The following is a 26,004-nucleotide window of genomic DNA, read 5'->3' as shown; positions in this document are numbered from 1 at the left end:
TATTGCTTTCGATACCGGCGCGGCTTCGCGTGCAATAAAAAAGCCGATGCGGGTTTTATCGACCCGCATCGGCAGTACGCCTTCTCGCAAAGCGCAGGAAACCGGCCACGAGCAACGGCGCGTCAGTGGACGCGCTTGCTGCGGCGGAACTGGTCGAACAGCACCGCGAGCAGCAGGATGCCGCCGCGAATCAGATACTGGTAGAACGTCGGCACGTTCAGCAGGCTCATGGCGTCCTGCACCGAACCCATGATCAGCACGCCGACCAGCACGCCGGAGATCGTCGCGACGCCGCCCGTCAGCGACACGCCACCGAGCACGCATGCGGAAATCACGCCGAGCTCGAGCCCAACCGATGTCTTCGGATCGCCGAGGCTCATGCGCGACGCGAGCATCACGCCCGCGAAGCCGGTCACGAGGCCTTGCAGCACGAACACCGTGATCTTGATGCGCGTGACGGGCAGCCCAGCGAGCACTGCCGCTTCGCTGTTGCCGCCGACGGCCAGCACGTTCTTGCCGAACACGGTCTTTTTCAGCAGAAAGCCGAACAGCACGAAGCCGACGATGTTGCTCCAGATCGGATAAGAAATGCCGAGAAACGAGCCGCCGCCGAGATCGAAGAAGCGCTCCTCGGAGATCATCACCGCGTCGCCGTTCGACGTGATGTAGGCGAGGCCGCGCACGACCTCCATCATCGCGAGCGTGACGATCAGCGAGTTGATCTTGTAGCGCGCAACCAGCGTGCCGTTGACGAGCCCGACCGCGCCGCCCGCGAGCACGCCGGCCGCGACGCCGATGAACACGCTATGCGTCGCGGTGATCAGCACGGAAGCCACCACACCCGAAAACGCGACGATCGACGCCACCGACAGGTCCACCTCGCCGAGCGCGAGCACGAACATCATCGTGACGGAGATCGAGCCGATCAGCGTGACCGACAGCAGCAGCCCCTGGATATTGCGCGAGCTCAGAAAGTCGGGGACCGTGAACGACAGCACCGCGAACAGGATGATGAACACCATCACGATGCCGGATTTGTTGATCAGGTCCCAGGTACGCGCCGCCCGCGCGGTCAAACCGGCGGAGGCGACGGCGGGGGTCGAGGAATCGGTGGAAGGTATGTTCATGATGTCTGTTCCATTCAATGCCGCTTTCGTTGCGGTATTCGTTGCGGTATTCGGTAGAGGTCCGGTGGCGCGAGCCGTCGGCCGATCAGCGCGGCAGCGCCAGCTTGATCAGTGCATCCGGCGTGGCCTGCGCCTTGGGCAGATCGCCGACGATGCGGCCTTCCTTCATCACGATCACGCGATCGGTCACGCCGATCACCTCGGCGAGATCGCTCGACACGACGATGACCGTGCGGCCCGCCTCGGCGAGCCCATACAGCAGCCCGTAGATCTCGCTGCGTGCCCCGACGTCGATGCCGCGGGTCGGCTCGTCCATCAGGAACACGTCGATCTCTTCGGCGAGCCAGCGCGACAGGATCACCTTCTGCTGATTGCCGCCGGACAGCGTGCCGATCGGCGTGTCGCCGTTGCGGGTCTTGATCGCGAGCTTGCCGATGAACTCGCGCGTGGTCTGCGCTTCCTTGCGGCCGTTGAGCACGTTGAAGCGGCTGAAATGGCGGCGGCAGCTGATGTTCAGGTTGTCCGACACCGACGCGATCGACACGATGCCTTCCTGCTTGCGATCCTCGGGACACAGCGCGACACCGGCGCGCACCGCGTCGCGCGGGGTGGCGAACTGCACGCGCTTACCCTTCAGCGCGACCTCGCCGGCACTCGGCTTGACCGCGCCGTAGATCAGCTTCATCAGTTCGGAGCGGCCCGCGCCGACGAGTCCGAAAAAGCCGACGATCTCGCCCTTGCGCGCCGAAAACGAGGCCGGTTCGCGCAGGCCCGGTCCCATCAGGCTGTCGACCTGAAGCTGCACGTCGCCGTGCTCGCGCGCGCGATAGCCGTACACATCGGCGATCGAGCGGCCGACCATGCAACTGATCAGCCGATCGCGATCGAGTCCCGCGCCCGCCTCGAAGGTTTCGATGCGGCGGCCGTCGCGAAACACCGTGACGCGATCGCACAGCTCATAGACTTCGTCCATCCGGTGCGTGACGTAGATGATTGCGCGGCCTTCGGCCTTCAGCGCGCGGATGATGCGGAACAGTTGCGTGGTTTCGCGCGACGACAGCGAGCTGGTCGGTTCGTCGAACGCGATCACGCGCGCGTCGCGCATCAGCGCCTTGCCGATTTCGATCATCTGCCGCTGACCGATCGACAGATGCTTGACCTGTTGCGACGGATCGAGCTTTTCGCCGAGCCGTTCGAGCTCGCGTATCGCGCGCGCGACCAAAGCCTTTTCGTCCAGTACCCCGAAGCGATTCGGCAAGGCGCCGAGCATCAGGTTTTCGGCGACGGTCAGTTCCGGCACCAGATGCAGTTCCTGATAGATGATCGCGATGCCCGCTGCGATCGCCGCCTTGGTCGTCGCGAACTGCTGCTCGACGCCATCGAGCGACAGCGTGCCCGACACAGGATGATTGACACCGGACAGCACCTTGAGCAGCGTCGACTTGCCGGCGCCGTTTTCGCCCATCAGGCCGTGCACCTCGCCGCGGCGCACTTCGAGCGAGACCTGGTCGAGCGCGAGCACGCCCGGAAAGCGCACGGTGATGCCATCGAGCCGCAGATAGGGGGCGGCGGACGCGGGCGTCGATGCAGGCGAGGGCGCGAGCGCCGCCTCGCGGGCTTGAGACCCGGTGAATAAGGACGTCATCGAAAAACCTCGAACGGATGAAACCTGAGCGGGCCGCGCTCGCGCTAAACGCAAGTCGCGATGCGGTCCGCTATCTGCTGCGAGAACTTCGCTTAAATACCCAGTTCCTTGCGCACGTCCTGCCAATTGCCGCGCACCATCAGCTTGCCGGTGGTTTGCGTGTCGGCGGGCGGCTGCTTGCCGTCCTTGATCCATTCGACGAGGTTTTCAGTGCTCTCCTTGCCGTGGTTCGTCGAGCTGACCGCGATCGTGCCGTAGAAGCCCGTCGGTTCCTTCTTCTGGAACTCGGCGAACGCCTCGCCCGCGCCGTTGATGCCGACGCCGATCACGTCCGTGCCCGGAATATGCAGCTGTTCGGTCGCGCGCACGCCGCCGAGCACGCTTTCCTCGTTGAGCGCGAAGATCACCCACTTCTTGATGTTCGGATGCTGCGCGAGCACCGGCGACACCGCGTTGAAGCCGCCTTCGTCGTCGGTGGTTTTCTGCGGCGCGTCGAAGACGTTTTCTTTCTTGAAGCCGCCGGCGAGCAGCGACTGCGTCGCGCCGTCGGTGCGCAGCTTCGCGGTCGGCAGTTCGTAGTCGGTGATACGCAGCGCGCCGACTTCTTCAGGCTTCCAGCCGCGGCGCTTCATTTCGTCGGTGATCGCCTGGCCCACCTGGTTGCCGATCTTGAACGCCGACATGCCGAGGTGCGGCACGTTCGCGAGCGGCTTGCCGGTCGAATCGACCAGCTGGTCGTCGACGGTCACGAACTTCATGTTGTAGCGCTTCGCGCGTGCCTGAATCGCCGGTCCGAGACGCACGTCAGGTGCGCAGATCACGAAGCCCTTCGCGCCTTGCGCGCCGAGGTTGTCGATTGCGGCCAGCACTTTTTCGCCGTCCGGCGTACCGATGTTGACGACCGAGAAGCCGTCCTTCTGGCCGACTGCGGTCGCGGCTTTCTGTTCGTTGATGAACCACGCCTGTTCCGGCATCTTCACGAGGAAGCCGACTTTGAGCGGCTCATCCGCATGCGCGGACAGTTGCGCGGCGAACGGCGCGGCGAGGGCGGCGGCGGCCATCGCGGTCAGGGTCAAACGGCGAAGCTTGCTGGTCATCTACTGTCTCCTGAAGTTGAAAAGCTGCATTGATGTCGTGGTAGTTGCAGCGGGGTAACGCGGGCGGCTTCAGCCGTCGCGCGGATCTGGGCGGAACCGGGCTCGGCCAGCCGGGCGATTCGTGAAACGTCGTGCATGGCCGGTGGCGCAGGTCCGTGGCGCGCGGCGCGGCGCGCATGTCGTGACGAAAACCGTGGTGCGACTCATCGCTGCTAGCCCGCCACGTACGCCGTTTTCACAGCGGTCCAGAACGAGGCATCGCTCGCGCCATAAGCCGATGCCTTGCGCCCACCGCCGGGTCCGTGATGCTCGACGGCCGTGGTCGGCAGGTTGATCGTGACGAGACCGCTCTGCACGTGGCGGCGAAAATGCCGCGCGCGTTCGAGCGAGCGCGTGCAGATGCCGGCGCACAGTCCGTAGGCGGTGTCGTTCGCCAGATGTAGCGCGTGTTCGTAATCGTCCGCGCGCAGCACGATCGCGAGCGGCCCGAAAATCTCTTCGCGTGCGATGCGATGTTCCGATTCGCCGATAAACAGCGCCGGTTCGAAAAAATAGCCGCGCGTCGCGCGCTCCAGTCGCCGCCCGCCGCGCAACAACTGCGCGCCTTCCTGCTCGCCGATGCGCACGTAGTCGAGATTGCGTTCGAGCTGCGCCGCGTTCGCCACCGGGCCGATATCGGTGCCGTGCTTCAACGCGTGATCGACGGTGAGTTTCGCGAGCTTCGCCTGCAACGCGTCGACGAACGGCGCGAACACCGAGCGTTCGACGATCAGCCGCGCGGCCGCCGTGCTGCGCTGGCCCGTCGCGCTGAATGCGCCGGTCAGCGCCGCATCGACCGCCCCGTCGAGATCGGCGTCGGCCAGCACGACGAACGGATTCTTGCCGCCCATCTCCAGCTGCACACGCGCCTGGCGCGCGGCGGCGGCCTGCAGCACGCGCGTGCCGGTGTCGGACGAACCGGTGAAGCTGATCGCGGCGACGAGCGGATGCGCGACGATGCGCGCGCCGACCTTGCGCCCGCTGCCCATCACGAGGTTGAACACGCCGGCCGGCAAGCCAGCGCGACTGACGATCGACGCGAGCGCCGCCGCGCAGGCCGGCGCTGATTCGGCCGGCTTGTAGACGACGCAGTTGCCATGCGCGAGCGCGGCGCCGATCTTCGCCGCGGCGATCGCGAGCGGCGCGCTCCACGGCGCGATGATGCCGACCACCCCGAGCGGCTCGCGCGTCACGTCGATTTCGACGCCGGCACGCGCCGACGCGAGCGGTTCGACGAACGCGCGCAGCGCCTCGGCCGCGAACAGCTTGAACAGTTGCCCCGCGCGCGTCGCTTCGGCGAGCGCCTCGGGCAACACCTTGCCGATTTCACGCGCGAGCAGCCGCGCCAGTTCCTCGCGGCGCGCGAGCATTTCGCTGCCGATCGCGTCGAGCGCGTCCGCGCGGCGCTGCGCGGAGGCGAGCGACCAGTCGCGAAACGCCGCGTGCGCGGCCTCGATCGCGCTGTCGGTCTGCCGCACATCGGCGCGCACGTATTCGCCGACCGGTTCGTCGAGATCCGACGGATTGAGCGACACGCCCGCGGTCGCACCGGTCTCCCATCCGCCATTGATGTAATGGCGGAACGGGCTGACAACGAGAGGGACGAGCGGATCGCGGTTCATCGGCGGAAAAGGCGCACCGGAAGTTCACAAAAGTCCACGAATGGTATGAGCCGCCCCAATAACTTTCCAATCCCTTTTTGGGCTTCTCCGATATCAGTTTCGATATGGCATTATGGGAACTTCAGAGGAAGAACGTACAAACATCGCTCGTAAAAACCTGGAGACCCTGCGATGACGCGTAGCTATTCGAACTGGTTCGTGCGCGCGCGGCTGAAAACGCGCCAGTTGCTGCTGCTTGCCGCGATGGAGGAGGAGGGCAACGTGCGCCGCGCGGCCGACGTGCTCGGCATGACGCAACCGGCCGCGTCGCGCCTGCTGAAGGAACTCGAGGACATGCTCGGCGTGAGCCTGTTCGACCGCACGCCGCACGGCATGCACGCGACGCTGTACGGCGAGGTGATGATCCGGCACGCGCGTATGGTGCTGTCGAATCTGAGCCAGGCGCACGACGAAATCTCGGCGCTGCGCTCGGGGCTCGCGGGCCAGGTGCGGATCGGCGTGATTGCCGCGGCCGCCGCGACGATGGTGCCGCGCGCGATCGCCAGCGTGAAGGAGCGATATCCGCAACTGCAGATCTGGACCGAGGTCGAAACCTCGGACGTGATGCTGCCGCGGCTTGCCGAAGGCGACCTCGACATCATGATCGGCCGCGTGCTCGAACGGCAGAACCAGTTCAAGACCGACGTGCGCTACGAACCGCTCGCGGACGAACCGCTGTGCGTGGTCGCGCGCCCCGGCCATCCGCTCGAAAATGAAACAGGCCTGACGCTGCGCGGTATCGTCAACGCCGCGTGGGTGCTGCATCCGCCGGGCAGCGTGCTGCGCCATCGCTTCGATCTGATGTTTTCGCAGATCGGCCTGAATCCGCCGCAGAACGTCGTCAATACGAACAACTTCCTCGCCATTTCGAGCCTGCTGCTGCAAAGCGACATGTTGGCCGTACTGCCCGATGAAGTGGCGCGTCAATACCAACAGTACGGCGTATTGAAGCGAGTACCGATCGATTTACCGTGCAGGATGGATACATTCGGTATCATCACGCGCCAGTCGCATCTGTTGTCTCCGGCGGCCGCTGTCGTCCTCGAGGCGTTGCGGGACGCGGCTCGCGACGTGTACGGCACGGCCACGGAAGCTGCGGTGGCCCGGTAAATGCTTCCTTCTGCGTCATAGGCACCGGCTGACGGCGCGGGAGGAAACAACGATGTACAGCAAACACAAGAAACGGCAACGCGCCGTCGACGATTCATTTTCGCTGCGCTCCGGTGGAGCGAGCGCCTGGTTTAGCAACGGCATGGCTCTCAAATCGACGATATACAAGGCGGAATTGCAGATCGCGGACATGGACCGGCACTATTACGCCGACCATTCGCTGACGATCGCCCGTCACCCCTCCGAAACCGACGAACGGATGATGGTCCGCGTCGCCGCGTTCGCGCTGTTCGCGCAGGAACGGCTGGAATTTTGCAAAGGTTTGTCGGATGTCGACGAGCCGGACCTGTGGGCGAAGGATCTGACCGGCGCGATCGACACGTGGATCGAGGTCGGTCAACCTGACGAGCGCCGCATCGCGAAGGCGAGCGGCCGCTCCAATCGCGTGGTCGTGATCGCGTATGGCGGACGGACTTCGGAAATCTGGTGGCAGGGCGTACGCAACAAGGTCGACCGCTTGCGCAACGTGACGGTCTGGACGCTCGGCGAAGATGTCGCGGCATCGCTCGGCTCGCTCGCCGAACGCACGATGCGGCTGCAATGCACGGTGCAGGACGGCGAAGCATGGCTCGGCAGCGCCGAAGCCGATGCGGTGAAGATCGACTGGACCGTACTGAAAGCGCCCGCCGACGCTTGATGGCGCCACTCTGAAGCGGTTTATCGCGCCGCTTCGTTTTGGCCTTCAGAGCGACGTTACCCGTGGCGCTTCCGGCGGCCCCTTCAGTTCGACCATGTTGCCCTCGGGGTCGAACAGATACAGCGACGGCCCGAATCCGTCCGCGCCATAACGCACTCCCTGCTCGCCGAGCCGCGCGCCATGCGCGCTCAGATGCGCCTTCAGCGCGTCAGCATCGAAGGATTCGACGCGCAGACACAGGTGATCCATGTTGCGTCCCGTGCCCGCCGCGCCGTTTTCCGCGCGATCGAGCTTCGCGCCGGTCTGTAGCAGATCGATCAGCGATCGGCCCGCGCGCAGTTGCGTGAGGCCGAGTTCGCGCTGCTCCTTTTCAACGCTGCAGCCGAGTACGTCACAGTAAAAGCGCGCGAGGGTGTCGACGTGCGTCGCCCGGATCACGACGTGGTCGATCTCGCGAATGTGGATTTTCATGTCGGACGTCCTTTCGCTAGTTCGGAGAACCGATTAGGAAGTGTAGGAGAAAGGGCGGGGATGGATCGGCGGGAAGTCGCGGGCGAGCGGACTAAATCGGACCAGGCGCGGACAAAAACGTAGGCAAAAAAAAGCCCGCTCAAGTGGAGCGGGCTGAATCCATATCAGGAGGAGACATGGAGGAGACAGGTACTAATATACACATCGGCTTGGTGCGACGCAATAACTTTTTAAGGGAAAACCCGATATCGTGCGAAATTGTCGCACTTTGAGGCAAAACGCCCGACCGCAGTGCGTTCCGGAGCGCATCGGGCTGCGATTTGCCGGGTTTGACCCCACAACGGGTAAGGACAAGCGCGTCCGAATGACAGAGCAAGAAGCGGCGCGTACTGTGTAGCGATCGGGCCTAGATTGATGAGCATCGACATTGCCTGCCCATCCGGGCCCCAGACATCATGAACGCCACCACTCGCCATTCCGCCACCGTGCGCACCGCCACCGACGTCGACACCACCCAGTGGCCCACCGACGACGAACGCTGGGACGCCGTCACCCGCCGCGACCGCGACGCCGACGGCGCATTCTTCTACGCCGTCAGGACGACCGGCGTGTTCTGCCGCCCGTCGTGCGCGTCGCGCCAGCCGCGCCGCGAAAACGTCGCTTTCTTCACCGATGCCGCCGCCGCGCGCGCCGCGGGCTTTCGCGATTGCAAGCGCTGCCAGCCCGGCGGCCTGCCGCGCGAGCTCGAAATCGTCGCCCGGGCATGCGCCGCGCTCGATGCCGATCCGCAGCAGCGTCTCACGCTGGCGCAACTGAGCGATGCCGTACACGTGAGCCCGTTCCATTTGCAGCGCCTGTTCAAGCGTGTGGTCGGCGTGTCGCCGCGTCAGTACCAGGCCGCGCAGCGTGGCGCCGCGTTGCGCGATGCGCTGCAAGGCGGCGCCGACGTCACGCGCGCGACGCTCGACGCCGGTTTCGGCTCGCCGTCGCGAATGTACGACAGCGCGCCGGCCGAACTCGGCATGGCGCCGTCCGCCTATCGCCGCAAGGGCGCCGGGCTCACGGTGCGCTATGCGAGCGCGCCGACCTCGCTCGGTTTCGTGCTGGTCGCGGCCACCGACAAAGGCATCTGCAAGATCGGTTTCGGCGACGACACCGCGCTGCTGATCGACGAATTGCGCGGCGAGTTCGCGAACGCCGAGCTGCGCGAAGATGCCGGGCGGCTCGCGCCGTTCATCGCGCAGATCGATGCGTATCTGCGCGGCACGCGCCAGGACTTCGACCTGCCGCTCGATATCGCGTCGACCGCGTTCAAGCAGCGCGTGTGGGAAGCGCTGCGGCGCATCCCGTACGGCGAGACTCGCAGCTATTCGCAGATCGCCGAGGCGGTCGGCTCGCCGCGCGCGGTGCGTGCCGTTGCGAGCGCATGCGCGACCAATCCGGTGGCGCTCGCGATTCCTTGCCATCGCGTCGTGCAGAAGGGCGGGGCGCTCGCCGGCTACCGCTGGGGACTGCCGCGCAAGGCCGCGTTGCTCGATAATGAGGCGCAACACGCAGGCGGCGTATCAGCCGGCGACGTGCCGCGTCGCGACGCAAGCCGCACCGATGCCGACTCCCACAACTCCCAACTGGATCACGCCGCTTGAGCACGCTTAACGACGTCGCAACTCTCGAATTACCGTTCAAGGCACCGTTCGACTGGCCGCGGCTGCTGCGCTTTTTCAGCGGCCGCGCGACGCCAGGCGTCGAAGCCGTCGAAGACGGTGCGTATCGTCGCGCGATAGCCTGGAACGGCGACAGCGGCACGCTCAGCGTGCGGCTGCATCCGCGCAAGCACTGTATCGTCGCGAGCATCGAGGGACCGGCGAGCCGGCATGCCGATGCTCTCGCCGCGCCCGTCGCGAGAATGTTCGATCTGCGCGCCGATCCCGGCAAGATTGCGGCCGCATTCGCCACGGACCCGTGGCTCGCGCCGCTCGTCGCCGCGGCGCCCGGCCTGCGCGTACCGGGCGCGTGGTCCGGCTTCGAACTGGTGGTGCGCGCGATCGTCGGTCAGCAGGTTAGCGTGAAGGCCGCGACGACGATCATCGGACGGCTCGTGCAACGCGCCGGCGAACGCATCGACGGGCATCCGCATGAGAACACCGCGTGGCGTTTTCCGACGCCGGCCGCGCTCGCCGAAGTCGATCTCGCGCAAATCGGTATGCCGGGCAAACGGGTCGCCGCGTTGCAGGGCTTCGCGCGCGCGGTCGCGAGCGGCGACGTGCCGCTCGACAGCAGCGATACCGTCGACGCCGCGAGCCTGCGCGCCGCGCTGCTAGCACTCGCCGGCATCGGCCCCTGGACCGTCGAATACGTCGCGATGCGCGCATGGCGCGATGCCGACGCATGGCCCGCGTCGGATCTCGTGCTGATGCAATCGATCTGCGCGCGCGATCCTTCGCTCACACGGCCCGCGCAGCAACGCAGCCGCACCGACGCGTGGCGGCCGTATCGCGCGTATGCCGCGATGCATCTGTGGAACGAGGTGGCGGACCGGGCGGGCGCGGCGCGCGGCGGGTGAGCGTCATCGTGACGTGGCGATGGTGATGGCGTAGTTCGGCGCGACCTCGGCAGCCCGCTCAGACCCCGCCAAAGCGGCCGCAAGCAGCCGTTCTGGCGAGATGTTAAAGTGCCCGCTACTGAAAATTCCGCCGAACGTTGTCAGCCGCTGTACCGTCTGTGAATCGTCTGGTGATACACGGCGACCGGCAACGCGCGACTCGCATCAATGCCAAACACCACACCTTCCCGCACGACCGACGCGCTTTCGCACCGTCTGTCCGTGCTCGACTCGAGCCCGCAGCGCGATGCGCTGTTACGCGGCCTGCGCGGCATCGAAAGGGAAAGCCTGCGCGTGACGCGCGACGGCCAGCTCGCGATGACCCCGCATCCGCGCGCGCTCGGCTCGGCGCTCACGCATCCGTCGCTGACGACCGACTACTCCGAGGCGCTGCTCGAGCTGATCACGCCGGCCGAACAGGACGTCGCCGAAACCCTCGCGCAGCTCGACGTGCTGCATCGTTTCGTCTACGCGCAGCTCGGCGACGAGATCCTGTGGAACAACTCGATGCCGGGGCTGTTGCCCGCCACCGACGACGGCATCCCGATCGCCGATTACGGCACGTCGAACATCGGCAAGCTGAAGTACGTGTACCGGATCGGCCTCGCGCTGCGCTATGGCCGTACGATGCAGTGCATCGCGGGCATCCACTACAACTATTCGCTCAACGAAGACGTGTGGCGACTGCTGCACGCCGATCAGCAATCCGCCGCGAATGCCGTCGACTTCCAGTCCGATCGCTACCTCGCGCTGATCCGCAATTTCCGCCGCACGAACTGGCTGCTGATGTATCTGTTCGGCGCGTCGCCGGCGCTCGATCGTCGATTCCTTCGCGATCGCAAACATACGCTCGACGCGTTCGACGCCGATACGCTGTATCGCCCGTACGCGACGAGCCTGCGCATGAGCGACCTCGGCTATTCGAACACGACCGCGCAAGCCGCCCTGCACGCCGACTACGACACGCTGCCCGGCTATCTCGACGGGCTCGCGAAAGCTGTGAGCCAGCCGTATCCCGCGTATGAGAAGATCGGCACGCAACGCGACGGCGAGTGGGTGCAGATCAACACCAACGTGCTGCAGATCGAAAACGAGTTCTATTCGACGATTCGTCCGAAGCGCGTCACGTATCCGGGCGAGCGGCCGTTGCATGCGCTCGCCGTGCGCGGCGTGCAATACGTCGAAGTGCGTTGCATGGATATCGATCCGTTCGAGCCGACTGGCATTTCGCTCGAAACATCACGCTTTCTGGACGCGTATCTGCTCGTGTGCGCGCTCGACGACAGCGCGCCGCTGCCTCCGCCCGCGTACACGGAAGCCAATGAGAATTTCGGCCGCGTGACGATGGAAGGCCGCAAGCCGGGCCTCGAACTGGTTCGCGACGGCAAGCCGGTCGCGATGCTCGACTGGGCCAATGAACTGCTCGTGAAAATCGACGCCGCGGCGGCCGTGCTCGACGGCCTGAAGGGCGGCGACGAACACGCGCGCGCGGTCGCCGCGCAACGCGCGAAGCTCGCGGACGTGTCGCTGACGCCATCGGCTCGCGTGCTGCAAACCATGCGCGACCAGCAGCAAAGCTTCCTTGCGTTCGGCCTCGCTCAAAGCGAAGCGCACGCCGCGTACTTCCGTGCGCGTCCGCTCGATGCCGCGCAGTCGAAAGCCTTTGCGGACCTCGCGGTGCAATCGCTCGACGAACAGGCAAAGCTCGAACGCGAGGAGGTCGGTTCGTTCGATGCGTTCGTCGCTGCGTATCGCGCCTACACGCTCAATCGCATCAGCGTCTGAGCATTCGGACCACAGCATCTCCAGAAGCGATCAAGCGGCCCACGTGGCCGCTTTTTCTTTGCCGCGCATAACGCGCAAGTAAGCTCTACGGATTGCGCGCGTCGAACGAATGCGCAATCGGCAAATTCTCCGCGCGTGGTCGCGATTCTCTGATCTGGATGAAACACCGCTTCGATGGGGTGGTCCAAAATGTTATGACACGCTCCACCGGGGAGGTACCGACGTGAAGAACAAAACTCTGTTGGCCGCGCTGTGTCTCGTGGCGACGGCGGCATGCTCGACCCAGGGTCAGGTCGATCCGAACGTCATGCAGATCGCGACCGCGCCGTTGACGTGCTCGAACAAGGCCGAATGCGACCTCTGGTGGCAACGGGCGCAAACGTGGGTCGCGAGTCATTCGAAGTACCAGATCGAGACCGCTAACGATTCGCTGATCCAGACCGCCGGTCCCGACGGCGGCAAGCGCGCGCTCGCGTTTCAGATCACGCGGGCTGCGGGTCCGGATGGCACCATTACGATCGGCTTTTCCGCGCATTGCGACAGCTCGCTCGGCTGCAAGCCGAATCCGTGGCAAGCCGGTGCGGATTTCAAGCAGTATGTGAGAGGCGCCACGGGCACAACCGCCGGCGCGCCGCAAGGCAGCGCGACGCCATCGCAGAACGCGCCCGATGCGACGCATCCGGAGACGCTGCCCGGCAAGACGACCACGCTGCCGAATGGCGAGGCGATGTCGCAATAGCTGAAGCAGTTGCGGCAGCGGCGGTGCATTTGCCTCTGCCGTGCAGTTGCTTCAATGTCCTAACGATGGCCCGGTGCCCTTGCGCGGCTTCGTGATCCACACGAGCAACGCCAGCACGATGAACGCCGCGCACGAGATGCGGAAGAAGTCGTTGGTGGCCATCATGTACGCCTGGCTCGTCACCACCTGGTTCAGCTGCGCGGTCAGGCTGTCGCCGGACAGCCCGGCGCCCGCGAGCGCATTCGTATAGGCGTTGGTGTTTGCCGAATACGTGTTGACCGTATCGGCGAGCATCGCGTGGTGATAGATCGTGTCGTTTTCCCAGAACGTCGTGCTGATCGCGGTGCCGATCGCGCCCGACAACGTGCGGAAAAAGTTCGACAGACCCGACGCGCTCGCAAGACGTTCGTCGGACACGCTCGACAGCGTGATCGTCGTCATCGGCACGAAGAAGCAGGCGACGCCGATGCCCTGCACGAGTCGCGGCAGGATCACGTGGCCGAACGGCACGTCGAGCGTGAACGTCGAGTTCCAGAACGACACGATTGCGAACACGATGAACGCGAAACTCGCGACCATGCGCAGATTCAGCCGATGCATGTTCTTGCCGATCATCGGCGACAGAAACAGCGCGAGCAGTCCGACCGGGGCCGTGGCGAGACCCGCGAGGCCGGCCGTGTAGCCCATCACCGTTTGCAGCCACAGCGGGAAGATCACGACCGAGCCGAAGAACGCCATAAAGCCGAACGAGATGATCACGACGCCAAGCGCGAAGTTCCGATCCTTGAACAGCGACAGGTCGACGATCGGCTCCTTCTCGGTCAACTCCCAGACCAGCAGGAAGGCGATCGAAACGAGCGCAATCACCGTGAGCGCCACGATGAACGTCGAATTGAACCAGTCGCGGTCCTTGCCGAGGTCGAGCATCATCTGCAGACACGACACGCCGGTCACGAGCAGTACGAGACCCACCACGTCGATGCGTTGGCGCATCGTCTGGGTCTCGCGGCCGCGCAGCAGAAGATACGCGCAGAACGCCGAGAACAGGCCGATCGGCACGTTGATGTAGAAGATCCACGGCCACGTGAAGTGATCGGTGATATAGCCGCCCATCACCGGGCCGAAGATCGGCGCGCAGATCACGGTCATCGCCCATAAGCCGAGCGCGAGACCACGTTTCTCGGGCGGGTACGAGCGCATCAGGATCGTCTGCGACAACGGCACCATCGGCCCGGACACGAGCCCTTGCACGAGCCGGAACGCGATCAGCGATTCGAAGTTGTGCGCGAAACCGCAGGCCGCCGACGCGATCGTGAACAGCAGCACCGACAGCGTGAATAGTCGTACCTCGCCGACGCGCCGCGCGAGCCACCCGGTCAGCGGCACGGCGATCGCCGAGGCGACCGAGTACGACGAGATCACCCAGGTGCCCTGACTCGACGCGACACCGAGGCTGCCGGAAATGGTCGGCACCGCGACGTTCGCGATCGAAGTGTCGAGCACCTCCATAAAGGTGCCGAGCGCAAGGCCGACGGTCAGCAGCGCGAGCGTGCCACCCTGGAGCGGGGCGGGTTCTGCGGCGGGCCTCGCGGCGTTGGAAGCCGTGGCATCCATAGGTTTGTTCTCCTCAGACGGCAAAAGCTTGACACGGCATCTTTATCGCGCATTTCAAACACGATCCTTGCATGCCGGATCACCCTCTGCCCAGACAGATATCTGGTGACAATGACGCCTTGGAAAGGCGCCTCGTGATTGTCCTGCTAGTGCTTCGTGATGAAGCGCCGCCGCCATCCGACGACGGTGGCGCTTCGATGCACGCTTCAGCTCATCCCGGCGGCTCGTCCGGTGCTGGTGCCGGTCCGCAACCCACGTCGGCTTCTCCCTCGGGACCGTTCGCGATGAAACGGGCGAGCAGGTGAATCAGCGTCGCGTGCTCCTCGGCGGTAAAGCCGCGCAATTGGTCGTTCAGCACAGTTGCGCCGAGGTTCGGCAATTGCCGCGCGGCCTCCTGGCCTTGCGGTGTCAGTTCCAGCTTCACCATGCGTCGGTCGTCGCTGCTACGCGTGCGCACGACGAAGCCCTTCTTTTCCAGCCGATCGAGAAGACGCGTCATCGAGCCGCTGTCGTACGACATCGCGCGCGACAGTTCGAATGGCGTACTCGCGCGCCGCGACGACAGCATCAGGATCACGCCGATTTGCTGCGCAGTGAGCCCGAGCGGCTTGACCGCACGGTCCGTGCGCTCGACCAGCACGTTGCGCGCTTTCGTCAGGTAGTAGCCGAGACTGCTCGTGAGCTCGGCCTCGTCCGCTTTGTAGGGGCCATCAGTCATGGGGTATCCGCAACATCCAGGCAAGACGAAGTTTAGCTGCCTAAGCAGACAAGTCAAATCGCATTTTGCGGTGCGCAATCAAACATCATAAAAACAACAGTCGAATCTTTTGCGCCGCACAGTATCTTGAAATTTGCTTGCATAGTCAATATTATGACAAGCAATGAGTTTCGCGCGTCCCGCGCCATTCGAGACCATGTTCTGATCGATCGACCGCGCATCGCCCCTGCCGCGACGCGCGCCAAAGGATTTCCCCGATGCTGTACCTCAAAAACACGCTTGGCGGCCTCAGCCGCTCACTGACCGATTCCGCACTCCATAGCTTCCAGGGCCGGCACCGCTGGTGGAAGCTCGCGCTGTTCGCGGGATTGTTCGTGCTGCCGGGCGGGTCGGTCGGTGTCGCGTTGCTCGCTTGGGCAGAGCATCGACGGGGGACGAAGCGCTCGAAGAATGGCAACGCCGTGATCGTGGAAACCAGCGAGATCGTGTTGCCGAAGGAAAGCTTCGCCATAGAGGCCGAAAACGTCGTCGCCGTGACGGTCAACAGCGGTAACGCTTGCGTCGCGCCCGGCGGTGCGTCGTGCCGGGCCTCGGCTGGCAAGCCCGGGTGCCAGCGCCAACGTCAACGTCAGCAGACTCAATCGGCGGAAGCGCGACTCTGACGGCGCGCCGGTTCGCAGCGCGCTTTTCGGCATACAGTTTGGCCTCCTGTCGTCACCGGAACTACCGCCAACCCACAGCCCCTCGCGCTGCCGGTAACAACGCGTAACCATCGCGTCACCGCAAGTAACACACCTCCACACCGCCTCGCATTAACCTTTCAGCTTTCAGTTTCCCGCGCTCGCGCGGGCTCATACGCTAACATTCCGGCAGACCACGGTCTCGCCCGGCCGGTGGCGCCGTTCCCGGCCGCACTACGGCGTCCAGAAGGAATTTCATTGCATGCAGTCTGATCGAATCTCGCGCGCGCGGGTGTTTGCGCCGCGCGTCCTTTCCCTCGTCGTGAGCGCGGCCTGCGCGACGCTCGTCGCCGCGTGCGCGGTCGGCCCGAACTATCAGCGGCCGACTACCGAAATTCCCGCGTCGTTCAAGGAAGCCGCGCCCGGCTGGAAGGTCGCCGAGCCCGCCGATCAACATGACCGCGGCGACTGGTGGGCAATCTACGAAGATCCGAAGCTCAACGAACTCGAAGACAAGCTCAACGCCGCGAACCAGACCATCGCGCAATTTGCCGCAAACTATCGGCAAGCGCGCGCTCTCGTCGGCGAAGCGCGGGCCGCGTACTTTCCGACGATCGGCGCGTCGGCCGGCATGACGCGCTCGGGCAACGGCACGCAAACCGGCGGCAATGCCACGACCGCGACGAGCCGCGAAGGCATCAACAACAGCTTCAACGTCCAGATGACGGCGAGCTGGGAGCCGGACCTGTGGGGCTCGGTCACGCGCTCGGTCAACGCGCAGAAGGCCGGCCAGCAGGGCGCGGCCGCCGACCTCGCGAACGCGCGCCTGTCCGCCCAGGCGACGCTCGCGCAGACCTACTTCCTGCTGCGTGCGCTCGACTCCACGCAGAAGCTGCTCGATGACACCGTCATCGCCTATCAGCACTCGCTGCAACTCACCCAGAATCAGTACGCGGCCGGTGTCGCCGCCCGCTCGGACGTGATCCAGGCGCAAACGCAGCTGCAATCGGCGCAGGCCGCCGCGATCGACAACGGCATCCAGCGCGCGCAGGACGAGCACGCGATCGCGGTGCTGGTCGGCGTGCCCGCGTCGATGTTCTCGCTGCCGCCGATGCCGCTCACCGCGACGCCACCCGCCGTGCCAGCGCAAATGCCGTCCGCGCTGCTCGAACGCAGGCCGGATATAGCGTCGGCGGAACGCAAGGCCGCGGCGGCGAACGAGCAGATCGGCGTGGCGATCGCCGCATTCTTCCCATCGCTGACGCTGTCGGCGACCGGAGGCTTCGAGAACTCGGTGTTTTCGCAATTGTTGACCTTGCCTTCACGCTTCTGGACGCTCGGCCCGCAACTGGCCGGGACGATCTTCGACGCCGGCCTGCGCAAGGCGCAAACCGAGGCCGCGCGCGCCACCTATGACGCCGATGTCGCCACCTATCGGCAGACGGTGCTCACCGCGTTCCAGGACGTCGAGGACAACCTTGCATCGCAGCGCATCCTCGAGCAGGAAATCGTCGTGCAGCGTCAGGCGGTCGACTCGGCGCGCCAGGCGCTCGCCATCGTGACGAACGAGTACAAGGCGGGTACGGTCGGATTCGTCAATGTGCTGACCGCGCAGACCATAGCGTTCACGGCCGAACAGAAGCTCGAGAATATCGCCGGGCAGCGCATGGTGTCGTCGGTGGGGCTCGTCAAGGCGCTCGGCGGCGGCTGGGACGCGTCGCAGATGGATCGCGAGACCGGCGATGTCGCGGCGCCCGCGCCGCTGCCGGCATCGGCTCCGACGGCTGCGGCCACTTCGGTCGGGGCGACGTCCATCGCGCAAGGCACGGCGCCAAACGCAGAGGCTCAGTCAGCGCGGGTGCAGAGTAAATAGCGGCGGCTGTGCCCGGCGCGGTCGACGCGGCGCGCGAAGCGCAAAACTCACAGCAGCCGCACAAACGGAAGAGGCATGGTCGCGACTCGCGGCCATGCCTCTTTTTTCATCGGGCCACGCGCGCGATACGCACGCTTGGCCACCTATGGGCGTGCGAAGCCCACCTCAGTGCACGAACGTCAGCGTCACCGTATCCGGCCCGCTCGGCCGGCCAAGCAGATTCAGCAGGCCGGCGAGGTTATCGTGCTGCTCCGGCGCGGCGCTCGCCGTGCCATGAAACGATGTCGATGCGGCCGACACCGTGCCGTTGCCGCTCAGCGTCAACGGCCCCTTGAGCGTGCTCACATCGAGCTCCGACGAGGTGCCCTGCGCCTGAAACCTGACCCGGTACGACCCGAGCGGCTTCACGAGCGACACCCGCGAGCTGACGTCCTCGAGCATCATCGTCAGCTGTCCGAACGCTTCGCCGTGGAAGCTGCGCCAATCGGACCATGACAGCTGCACGTTGCCCTGCAGATCGAGCGTGTTGAATGGCGCGCCGAGCCCCGCGAGCAGCGATGCGGGCACCACCAGCACGCCCGGCGTGACGGTCGCACCGCGTGGCGTCGCATCGACCGTGATCGGGTCGGGCATCGCCTCGCTATGGCGCATGATCATGCGTACACGTGCGGTGAAAAGCGGCCAGAACGCGGTGCGCCATTCGATCCGCCCAGGCAGCAGCGTCGCTGCGCTCATATCGGAGCCGGCCGCCAGCATCAGCGTCGCCGAGCCGTGCCACAACGAACCCTCGGCGTCGACGAGATTGACGTGCCCGTGCGTTTGCCGCGCGAATTGCGGCGTAATCCAGGCCGCCGGCAGCAACGCGAGCGTCACGGCCGCGACCGACAAAATGGCGACCACCAGCCACGGCAGCGCCACACGCAGGCGCCACATCCAGTATTTCATGCGAGATCCTGTAGCGAGCGGCGCGTCGTTATTTTGCGGTCGACGGTTGCAGCGCCACCGTCAGATCCACCTGCCCGTCGTCTTTCAACGCGGTGATGTGCGCCTCGGACACCTGCACCTTGAACTGCTTGCGCACGTCGTCGACCCAGGTGGTCCAGGCCGGGAACGCCACGTTTTTCATCTGCACCTGCACCGCGTTGCCGACGAACTGAACCTGCGTCGCGGCGAGGCCATGCTCGCCGAGCGAAGCGGAGAGCGCGTCCTTCAGTGCCGCGCCGGTCGGCGCGACGCCCTGCGCGGCCGCCGACAGCGAGCGCGCCTCATTCGCCTGCGCGGTCATCTGCGCGAGCTGCCGCTGCAGGCTCGGCAGCGATTCGTGCAGACGCGCGCGGCCTTCCTGCGCGGGTGCCCATAGCACCGACCACGCAATCGCCACCGCGAGCGCGGCGCCGCCCCAGGTCAGCAGCGCCTTTTCGCGATCGGTGCGCTGGTCCCAGAAGCCAGCCCATGTTTGAGCGAGTTCAGCTTTCATTGTCCGTTCCTGATGGTCCACTTGCCGGTACTGCTGTCGATCGCGCCGGTGAGTCCGTTGCGCGAGAGGCGCTTGGCGAAGTCGGGGTCGACCTTGATCGCGGGTTTGAAGGTCACGTCGAGGCGGTGCTCGTGATAGTCGAGCGCAGCGATGCCGTTGACCGGCAGCGGAGACAGCGAGCGCGCGAGGCCGTCGGCGAGCGACAGGAAATCCTCCGGCGACAACTCACCCGCCGCGACGCGCAGCTGTTGCAGTTGACGCGCCATCTGATCGGGCGCGTCGAGCACGACGGTGGTCTTCGGGAACGTGTTGAGCAGCAACTCCGTCATCTGCGTACTGATCGCGTCACGCTGACGCGCGAGCATCAGCCACTGCACGTTCGCCCCGATGATCGCGACGACCACCGCTGCGAGCGCCAGCGCGATCGGCAGACGCAGACGTCGCAGCGTCGCGCGATCGAGGCGCCACGGCTGCGACGCGAATTCGAACTGGCACAGGTCGAAGCGGCATTCGAGCGCGCGCCGCGCGAGCTGTTCGAACGGCAGCGGACTCGCGCCGTGGATATGCGCGGCGAGCCGCGCGGGACTCGTCGTGGCGTGGCTCGGCTCGTTGCCGGGCACCTCGGTCAGCATGTACAGCGATACCGGCGCCGCACCCGCCAGCGCGGCGAGCGTCGCGTTGACCGCGTCGGCCGGCGCCGCGAAGCCTTCGCCCTGCACGCCGCGCGCAATCGCGAGTTCGACGCGCGGCACGCCGCTCTCGATTGCGCCTTCGACGAGCAGCGCAGGTGCGGTCTGCACGACCGCGCCGAGCACGGCGGCCACCATCGGCACGACAGACGGCGCTTCGGGCGCGACTACCGGCGCCACGCCCGGCAGGGACGTCGCGACGCTCGCGCCACCGGCCATCACCGGCTCGCGCAGTTCGGCTGTTTCATCGCCGCTCGCGGCCGTTTCGGCCACCGCTGCCTGCGGCAGGCAACGCGTGACCGGCACCGCGCGCAGGCTGCGATGACCGGCCGCGGTGAACGCTTCGCAGATGAAACGGAACCAGCCGCGATCGATGATCGCGAGCAGGTGCCGGCCTTCGGCAAGCCCCTGCGGATCGACCGCGATATGGCAGGTCTGCGGGTCCTGGATCAGTTGATCCTCGACGATATTGGGCAGCGCCTGGCGCAGCTTCGGACCGCGCAGCGGCGGCAACGTCGCGGGCATCAGCAGCAGGTCGCGCGCGGCGACCATCAGCACCGCCGTGGTCGCGCGCGGCAGCAGCGCGAGCGCCGAGCGGCCGGCGCGCTGCGTGCGGCCCGACTTGTCGAGCAGCACGAACGGCAGCTCGGGCAGTTGCCATTCCTGCGAGGGCACCGCCGGATCACGCGGCGGCAATAGGACGATCAGCGTGCTCAAAGGCCACTCTCTCTGTGGATTGCGTTATTCATAGTTGGTCTTGTACCCGCACGATACGCGTGGTGTGAGTCAGCGGATCGCGATAGACGAGCGTCGTGCGATCCACTTCGGCGCGCTCGTGCTGCACACTGCCGTGGACTAAAAAGTAGCTCGAGTTGACGTCGAACTGGTTCGGATCGATCGACACCGATTGCACGCCGGCGGCAGTCAGCGCGAGCTGCACGTCACCGACGTTGCGGAAAAACACGGTCTGCCGCCGCGCGACCAACGCCTGCGCTTGCGACACGGTCATGCCCGGCACGACCGCCGCGATCACTTCTGCGGACGCGGTGTTCATGTTGATCGGCGTGGTGGTCGGCAGCACGGTGACGAACGGGCGCAGCTTCGCGACGATCTCCGGCGTGTAGCCCGGAATGTCGAGCAGCGAATCGACCCCCGTCATCAGGAACGGCTTGACCGCCAGGTTGTCGTCATCGTCCTCGATGCCGGGTTTATTCGTGAAGTTGCCGCCCGCCATGCCGCCGCCGCCGACCTGCGTCGAGCTGCTGACCGACGTGCCGGTCTGAAAGCGCGTCGCCGATTGCGCCAACCCCGCGCGCATCTGCAGCGCGGTCGGTTTGGCGAGCTGTCCGCTCAACCCAAGCGACACCAGTAGCCGTTGATACGCGGCCACCTGCTCGGCGCTGATTTGCGTCACACCGGGCGCCGGACTCGCGACCAGATTGCGCAGATTGAATCTGGACTGCGCGTCTTCGATCGAGCCCGACAGGTACGTCGCCGCGCCTTGCTCTGCGCGCACCTCGCCGATCTGGCCGAGAAAATCCGACAACCGCGTTTTCGCGATCGGCACACCCCACAAGCCGCCCAGGTACGTGATGCCCGCCGACGTGTCGCCTTCGGAGCGCAGGATCAGCCGCGTCCAGTCGAGCGCGCCGCGCGCGACCCATTGCGCCTGCGACAGCAGCCGCTGATTTTCGATGCGCCGGATCTGCACCTGCTGGCGCCACAACATGCCGGACACGAGGATCGCCGACAGCGCGACGACGAGCAGCGCGCTGATGATGGCCGCGCCGCGCTCGCGTGCGCGCGAACCCCTTGCGGACTGTTTCGGCAGCGATGAGGAGAACGTCATGTCATTCTCCGACCAGAAAAACGCGCGTGATCGGCCGCGCTAGCGACGTCGCGCCGACGCTGACCTCGAGCCCGGTCACCGAACGCGGCATCGGCGCGTTGCCGAGCTGCGGCACCTTCAGGTTGTTGATGGCCTGGGTCAACGCGGTCTCTACGTCGTTCATATTCGTGGTCCAGCCGAGCTTCGGCACATACATGCGCGCCGAAATCGAGCCGACGCCGCCCATCAGCTGCACCGAGCTCCAGCCTTCCTCGTTGCCGTGCAGTGCGCGCCACAATTGGCCGACGTTGCCAAGCGGCGGTGACGCGAAGCGCACCACGCGGCCGCTCGAGATCTGATAGCGCACCACCTGCAGACGCGGCGCCGTGCCCGGCAGCACGATGTGCCGCACGATCTGCAGCGTGTTGCCGGTGACCGAGATCGCGCTCACCTGGGTGGTTTCGTCGTCGCTGGCGGCCTGGCGCGCGTCGATGCGGATCTGGTCGAACAGCTGCGCGAACACGCGCTCGTCTTCCATCGCGTTCGTGATCGTCGTGCGGCCGCGGATGATCTGATCGAGCCCGCGCCACGACAACACCGCGATCACCGCGAGGATCGCGATCGCGACCAGCAGTTCGATCAGCGTGAAGCCGCGCGCGCCGTAACGGCGGCGGGGCTTACAGCGAGCGGTTGATTTCATTCGCGACCACCGTGACCATCTGGGCGAGATTGCCGGATACTCCTGGCATCGTCACCATGACTTCGACACGGCGAAACACCGGATTCGGCGTCGCCGTCACATGCTCGGTACAGCGCAGTTGCAGATTGCCTTGCGAGCAATCGAAGCTCGTGGAGCCGACGTTCGGCCATGCATGCCTCAGATGCAGATCGGCGAGCGCGTTGTCGGCGCTCCAGCCGGCGAGCAGACGCCGGTGCAGATCGACTTCGCCGTTCGCGAGACTGCCGACCGCGCGCAGCGACGCCGCCAGCGCGACCGCGATGATGGCGAGCGCGACCAGCACTTCGATCATCGTGAAGCCGCGCTCATTGCGACGCGCGCCGTCGCGCGCCGTAGAGAGGGAAGGGTTGCAGGCACACCTGCGATAACGGTGCATTCGCATCTCAGCGCACCTCGTAGCGGCCATTGCCGGTACCGACGATCGTCGCCTGGCCGGCCGCCGAAAACAGCGTGACCTGCACCGGCGCGTCGATCGCCTCGGTACCGAATACGATGCGATCGGATTGCGAATCCGAGCCCGCATAATTGATCGCGACACCCGTCACGCCGCCTTCCCATTTGCGCGGTCCGAGCAGCTCGTCGCGCAGAGGACGCCAGCCGTCCTGGGTGCGTTGGTCGAAACGGAAGCCGCCCTCGAACGGCTGCCACGCGATGGGCCGCGCGCGCACCTGCGCTTCGTCGCCAGCCGATTCGAACAGCAGCGCGAGGCGCTGCGCTTCCTCGTTCAGATCGGTGCGCGGATTGCGGGTCATCGTGACCGCGGTCAGCGACACGAGCAGGCCCGCAATCACCAGCACGACCATCATTTCGAGCAGCGTGAAGCCGGCCGCGCGGCCGCGGCGCAGGCGGGGGCGCGGCCGCGAAGCCGTATACGGAGTGTCCACACGGGACTTGCAAGCGGACGTGCGCATAGTGCCGGCCATCGACGATCAACGGAAATTCAAACGGCAATGCATCGGTGAAGCACGCACGCTCTGCCGCGCCGCGAAACTCGCGGGGCGGCGGGCAAGGCCCTTGGTGAAACCGGCGGCCAAACCGGTTGCAGGGAGGGCGCGGACGTGAACATCATCGAGCCTGGCGGAATACTGGGTTTCGGCGGGTTTATTGCCAGGATCCGATGTCGGCATCGTTGCCTTCGCCGCCCGGTTTGCCATCGGCGCCGTAGCTGAACACGTCGATCTCGCCGTGCACGCCCGGATTCAGATACTGGTACGCATTGCCCCACGGATCGTTCGGCAGACGCTCGAGGTAGCCGCCGTCCTTCCAGTTGTTCGGCACCGGGTCGGTGCTCGGCTTTTCGGTCAGCGCGTGCAGGCCTTGCTCCTGGGTCGGATAGCGGCCGTTGTCGAGGCGATAGAGCTTCAACGCCTGCATCACGGTGCCGATATCCTGCTTCGCGGCGACGCGTCGCGCTTCGTCCGGACGGCTCATGATCTTCGGCACGATCAGCGCGGCGAGAATGCCGAGAATCGCGATCACGACCATGATTTCGATCAGCGTGAAACCGCGTTGACGACGGCTGCGCGAACCCGCGTTGTCAGCGCGGCGAATGGTCGACAGTTGCATAGATTGCTACCTCTTTTCAGATGAAGATTTCGACTCGGACTGTCAGATTGACTACACCGGGCCGGTCATTTTAATGTCAGGCAGTTGAAGGACTTCAACCACCGCAATTTCCTCAATAGTCCGTACAATGTGCGCATGAACGCAATCCAAATCCGCCTCCTGTCGCTCGCGCTGTTCGCCGCTTTCTGCGCGACGCTGACCTACTGGGTCATTACGCTCACCACAATGTCCGGCGCACCGTTGCCGGCTGCCGCCGCGCATGCGCAGGTCTCGACCGACCAGGCCGCGACGCTGTTCGGCGGACAGCTCACGCGCAACGTCAATCAGGACATCCATCTGTTCGGCATCCTCGCCTTGAGCGAAGGCGCCGCGGCGATCGTCAGCGTCGGTGGCGAGCCGCCGCACGCGGTGTCGCTCGGCAGCACGCTGATGCAAGGCACCAGGCTCTCCGAAGTTCGCCCCCGCTCGATCATCATCGACCGCAACGGCGCCCACTCGGAAATCTTCCTGCCCGCCAACTCCAGCGGTCCCACCATCTACGTGCGCTGAAACCTGAAGCGGTTGCGCGGCTGATACGGCACGCCGCGCAAATCCTTTCTCTTCCTTCCTCGCGCTACGGCTACTGCTACTGCACGAGGTTGTTCAGTTCGATGATCGGCAGCATCACCGCGAGCACGATCACGAGCACCACGCCCCCCATCGCCAGAATCAGCAGCGGCTCGAGCAGGCTCGTCAGGAACATCGTGCGACGCTCCAGTTCGCGCGCTTCGCCGTCGGCAGCGCGATCGAGCATCGTCGTCACGTCGCCGGTCGCCTCGCCCGAGCGGATCAGGTGCACGAGCACCGGCGGAAACGTCTTCGTGTTGCCGAGCGCGCGCGACAGCGACGTGCCTTCACGCACCCGCACGATCGCATCGTCGATGTTCTCGCGCATCGCGTTGTTGCTGAGCGTTTCGGCCGCGGCCTGCAGCGCGCGCAGAATCGGCACGCCCGCCGCGGTCAGAATGCCGAGCGTGCTAGCGAAGCGCACGGTGTTGTAGCCGCGCACGAGCTTGCCCATCAGCGGCGCGGTCAGCAGCCAGCGGTCGAACGCGAGTCTTGGGCCCGGTTGCTTCAGCGTCGCGCGCACCAGATAGACGACCACGATCACGCCGATCAGCATCGCCCACCACCAGTGCCGCACGAAACCGGACAGCGCCATCATCACGATCGTCAGAAACGGCAGTTGCTGCTTCGTGCTTGCGAACACGTTGACGACCTGCGGCACCACATAGCTGAGCAGGAACGTGACGATGCCGAACGCGATGATCGTGACGATCGTCGGATACGTGAACGCCAGCACGATCTTCTGCTTCAGTGCATTGCGCTGCTCGATGTAGTCGGCCAGCCGCGACAGCACCAGACCGAGCTTGCCCGTATGTTCGCCGGCCGCGACGAGCGCCCGGTAGATCTCGGGGAAATCCTTCGGATGCTGCTGCAGCGCATTCGCCAGCGAATGACCGCCGAGCACTTCGGCACGAATCGCCGCCATCAGCTCGCGGATGTAGTCGCGCTCCGACTGCTCGGTCAGTACCGCGAGTGCTTCGTCGAGCGGCAGACCAGCAATCAAAAGACTCGCAAGTTGGCGCGTCAGAATGGCCTGCTCGCGCTGCGACAGACGACGCCCGAGCGCGAGCCGCTGATTGCGCTCGCCGCGTGTGCGCGACGCCGCCGGTTCGACGACGAGCGGCGTCAATCCTTGCGAGCGCAGGTTGGTGCGCGCGCCGCGTGCACTGTCAGCGTCGAGCACGCCTTTTTGCGCCTTGCCCGCCGCGTCGATCGCCTCAAAACGGAATGCCGGCATGCGC

The 26,004-nt window shown here is 65.5% G+C and carries 25 protein-coding genes; 9 read left to right on the top strand and 16 right to left on the bottom strand.

The window, feature by feature from the left end; all coding sequences use genetic code 11:
* Window positions 1-122: 122 nt before the first annotated feature.
* The 4 genes from araH to L0U84_RS19770 all read right to left on the bottom strand — a co-directional run bounded on the left by araH (window position 123) and on the right by L0U84_RS19770 (window position 5,530).
* The gene (gene araH, locus L0U84_RS19785) at window positions 123-1,127 is read right to left on the bottom strand and encodes an L-arabinose ABC transporter permease AraH (protein WP_233851863.1); all 1,005 of its coding nucleotides are present in this window, start codon (window positions 1,125-1,127) and stop codon (window positions 123-125) included.
* A gap of 85 nt (window positions 1,128-1,212) precedes the next feature.
* Window positions 1,213-2,772 (bottom strand): L-arabinose ABC transporter ATP-binding protein AraG, encoded by a 1,560-nt coding sequence (gene araG, locus L0U84_RS19780; RefSeq protein ID WP_233851862.1) that lies wholly within the window; start codon window positions 2,770-2,772, stop codon window positions 1,213-1,215.
* A gap of 92 nt (window positions 2,773-2,864) precedes the next feature.
* The gene (locus L0U84_RS19775; RefSeq protein ID WP_233851861.1) at window positions 2,865-3,869 is read right to left on the bottom strand and encodes an arabinose ABC transporter substrate-binding protein; all 1,005 of its coding nucleotides are present in this window, start codon (window positions 3,867-3,869) and stop codon (window positions 2,865-2,867) included.
* A gap of 212 nt (window positions 3,870-4,081) precedes the next feature.
* Window positions 4,082-5,530 (bottom strand): aldehyde dehydrogenase family protein, encoded by a 1,449-nt coding sequence (locus L0U84_RS19770; RefSeq protein WP_233851859.1) that lies wholly within the window; start codon window positions 5,528-5,530, stop codon window positions 4,082-4,084.
* 171 nt (window positions 5,531-5,701) lie between these two features.
* On the opposite strand from L0U84_RS19770, the gene L0U84_RS19765 reads away from it, so the two are divergent.
* Together L0U84_RS19765 and L0U84_RS19760 are read left to right on the top strand one after the other, a co-directional pair.
* Entirely contained in the window at window positions 5,702-6,679 is a 978-nt protein-coding gene (locus L0U84_RS19765) for a LysR family transcriptional regulator (protein WP_233851858.1), read from the top strand.
* Window positions 6,680-6,821: 142 nt separating this feature from the next.
* Window positions 6,822-7,376: a YaeQ family protein gene (locus L0U84_RS19760; protein WP_233852075.1), complete on the top strand. Its 555-nt coding sequence runs from the start codon at window positions 6,822-6,824 to the stop codon at window positions 7,374-7,376.
* 45 nt (window positions 7,377-7,421) lie between these two features.
* Here the strand turns inward: L0U84_RS19760 and L0U84_RS19755 are convergent, their stop codons facing one another.
* Complete coding sequence (locus L0U84_RS19755) at window positions 7,422-7,847, bottom strand: VOC family protein (RefSeq protein WP_233851857.1); 426 nt, start codon at window positions 7,845-7,847, stop codon at window positions 7,422-7,424.
* Between the two features lie 455 nt (window positions 7,848-8,302).
* On the opposite strand from L0U84_RS19755, the gene ada reads away from it, so the two are divergent.
* From ada to L0U84_RS19735, 4 genes are all read left to right on the top strand, one after another.
* Window positions 8,303-9,493: a bifunctional DNA-binding transcriptional regulator/O6-methylguanine-DNA methyltransferase Ada gene (gene ada / locus L0U84_RS19750; RefSeq protein ID WP_233851856.1), complete on the top strand. Its 1,191-nt coding sequence runs from the start codon at window positions 8,303-8,305 to the stop codon at window positions 9,491-9,493.
* Window positions 9,490-10,410, top strand: coding sequence for a DNA-3-methyladenine glycosylase family protein (locus L0U84_RS19745; protein WP_233851855.1), 921 nt, complete (start codon window positions 9,490-9,492; stop codon window positions 10,408-10,410). Before ada ends, L0U84_RS19745 begins: the two co-directional genes overlap by 4 nt.
* A 207-nt stretch (window positions 10,411-10,617) precedes the next feature.
* Complete coding sequence (gene gshA, locus L0U84_RS19740) at window positions 10,618-12,234, top strand: glutamate--cysteine ligase (protein WP_233851853.1); 1,617 nt, start codon at window positions 10,618-10,620, stop codon at window positions 12,232-12,234.
* 223 nt (window positions 12,235-12,457) lie between these two features.
* Window positions 12,458-12,973 (top strand): hypothetical protein, encoded by a 516-nt coding sequence (locus L0U84_RS19735; protein ID WP_233851852.1) that lies wholly within the window; start codon window positions 12,458-12,460, stop codon window positions 12,971-12,973.
* Between the two features lie 51 nt (window positions 12,974-13,024).
* Here the strand turns inward: L0U84_RS19735 and L0U84_RS19730 are convergent, their stop codons facing one another.
* Both L0U84_RS19730 and L0U84_RS19725 read right to left on the bottom strand, forming a co-directional pair.
* On the bottom strand, window positions 13,025-14,587 hold the full coding sequence (locus tag L0U84_RS19730; protein WP_233851851.1) for a DHA2 family efflux MFS transporter permease subunit: 1,563 nt from the start codon (window positions 14,585-14,587) through the stop codon (window positions 13,025-13,027).
* 211 nt (window positions 14,588-14,798) lie between these two features.
* Window positions 14,799-15,305 carry a MarR family winged helix-turn-helix transcriptional regulator gene (locus L0U84_RS19725; RefSeq protein ID WP_233851850.1) on the bottom strand — a complete coding sequence of 169 codons (507 nt, stop codon included), beginning with the start codon at window positions 15,303-15,305 and terminating at the stop codon, window positions 14,799-14,801.
* Window positions 15,306-15,562: 257 nt separating this feature from the next.
* Here L0U84_RS19725 and L0U84_RS19720 point away from each other — a divergent pair, with 257 nt between their 5' ends.
* Both L0U84_RS19720 and L0U84_RS19715 read left to right on the top strand, forming a co-directional pair.
* Window positions 15,563-15,967 (top strand): hypothetical protein, encoded by a 405-nt coding sequence (locus L0U84_RS19720; RefSeq protein WP_233851849.1) that lies wholly within the window; start codon window positions 15,563-15,565, stop codon window positions 15,965-15,967.
* Between the two features lie 280 nt (window positions 15,968-16,247).
* Window positions 16,248-17,858 carry an efflux transporter outer membrane subunit gene (locus L0U84_RS19715; RefSeq protein WP_233851848.1) on the top strand — a complete coding sequence of 537 codons (1,611 nt, stop codon included), beginning with the start codon at window positions 16,248-16,250 and terminating at the stop codon, window positions 17,856-17,858.
* Window positions 17,859-18,023: 165 nt separating this feature from the next.
* Here L0U84_RS19715 and L0U84_RS19710 read toward each other — a convergent pair whose 3' ends face one another.
* The 8 genes from L0U84_RS19710 to gspG all read right to left on the bottom strand — a co-directional run bounded on the left by L0U84_RS19710 (window position 18,024) and on the right by gspG (window position 24,157).
* Window positions 18,024-18,803, bottom strand: coding sequence for a type II secretion system protein N (locus L0U84_RS19710; RefSeq protein ID WP_233851846.1), 780 nt, complete (start codon window positions 18,801-18,803; stop codon window positions 18,024-18,026).
* A gap of 28 nt (window positions 18,804-18,831) precedes the next feature.
* Window positions 18,832-19,335: a type II secretion system protein M gene (locus L0U84_RS19705; protein WP_129956666.1), complete on the bottom strand. Its 504-nt coding sequence runs from the start codon at window positions 19,333-19,335 to the stop codon at window positions 18,832-18,834.
* Window positions 19,332-20,741: a type II secretion system protein GspL gene (gspL, locus tag L0U84_RS19700; RefSeq protein ID WP_233851845.1), complete on the bottom strand. Its 1,410-nt coding sequence runs from the start codon at window positions 20,739-20,741 to the stop codon at window positions 19,332-19,334. Before gspL ends, L0U84_RS19705 begins: the two co-directional genes overlap by 4 nt.
* Before the next feature lie 28 nt (window positions 20,742-20,769).
* Window positions 20,770-21,873 carry a type II secretion system minor pseudopilin GspK gene (gspK, locus tag L0U84_RS19695; protein ID WP_233851844.1) on the bottom strand — a complete coding sequence of 368 codons (1,104 nt, stop codon included), beginning with the start codon at window positions 21,871-21,873 and terminating at the stop codon, window positions 20,770-20,772.
* Window position 21,874: 1 nt separating this feature from the next.
* Window positions 21,875-22,552 (bottom strand): PulJ/GspJ family protein, encoded by a 678-nt coding sequence (locus tag L0U84_RS19690; protein WP_233851843.1) that lies wholly within the window; start codon window positions 22,550-22,552, stop codon window positions 21,875-21,877.
* Window positions 22,530-22,973 carry a type II secretion system minor pseudopilin GspI gene (gspI, locus tag L0U84_RS19685; protein WP_267939714.1) on the bottom strand — a complete coding sequence of 148 codons (444 nt, stop codon included), beginning with the start codon at window positions 22,971-22,973 and terminating at the stop codon, window positions 22,530-22,532. Before gspI ends, L0U84_RS19690 begins: the two co-directional genes overlap by 23 nt.
* 1 nt (window position 22,974) lies before the next feature.
* Complete coding sequence (locus tag L0U84_RS19680) at window positions 22,975-23,514, bottom strand: GspH/FimT family pseudopilin (protein WP_233851842.1); 540 nt, start codon at window positions 23,512-23,514, stop codon at window positions 22,975-22,977.
* 178 nt (window positions 23,515-23,692) lie between these two features.
* Window positions 23,693-24,157, bottom strand: a complete 465-nt coding sequence (gene gspG, locus L0U84_RS19675; RefSeq protein WP_233851841.1) for a type II secretion system major pseudopilin GspG — start codon at window positions 24,155-24,157, stop codon at window positions 23,693-23,695.
* Between the two features lie 135 nt (window positions 24,158-24,292).
* Between gspG and L0U84_RS19670 the strand changes: the two genes are divergently transcribed.
* Window positions 24,293-24,706: a type II secretion system protein N gene (locus L0U84_RS19670; RefSeq protein WP_233851839.1), complete on the top strand. Its 414-nt coding sequence runs from the start codon at window positions 24,293-24,295 to the stop codon at window positions 24,704-24,706.
* A gap of 76 nt (window positions 24,707-24,782) precedes the next feature.
* Here the strand turns inward: L0U84_RS19670 and gspF are convergent, their stop codons facing one another.
* Entirely contained in the window at window positions 24,783-26,000 is a 1,218-nt protein-coding gene (gene gspF, locus L0U84_RS19665) for a type II secretion system inner membrane protein GspF (RefSeq protein WP_233851838.1), read from the bottom strand.
* Between the last annotated feature and the right edge of the window lie 4 nt (window positions 26,001-26,004).

Source organism: Paraburkholderia sp. HD33-4 (genome assembly GCF_021390635.1).
Lineage (GTDB): Bacteria > Pseudomonadota > Gammaproteobacteria > Burkholderiales > Burkholderiaceae > Paraburkholderia.
This window is presented reverse-complemented; position numbering and strand designations above follow the sequence as displayed.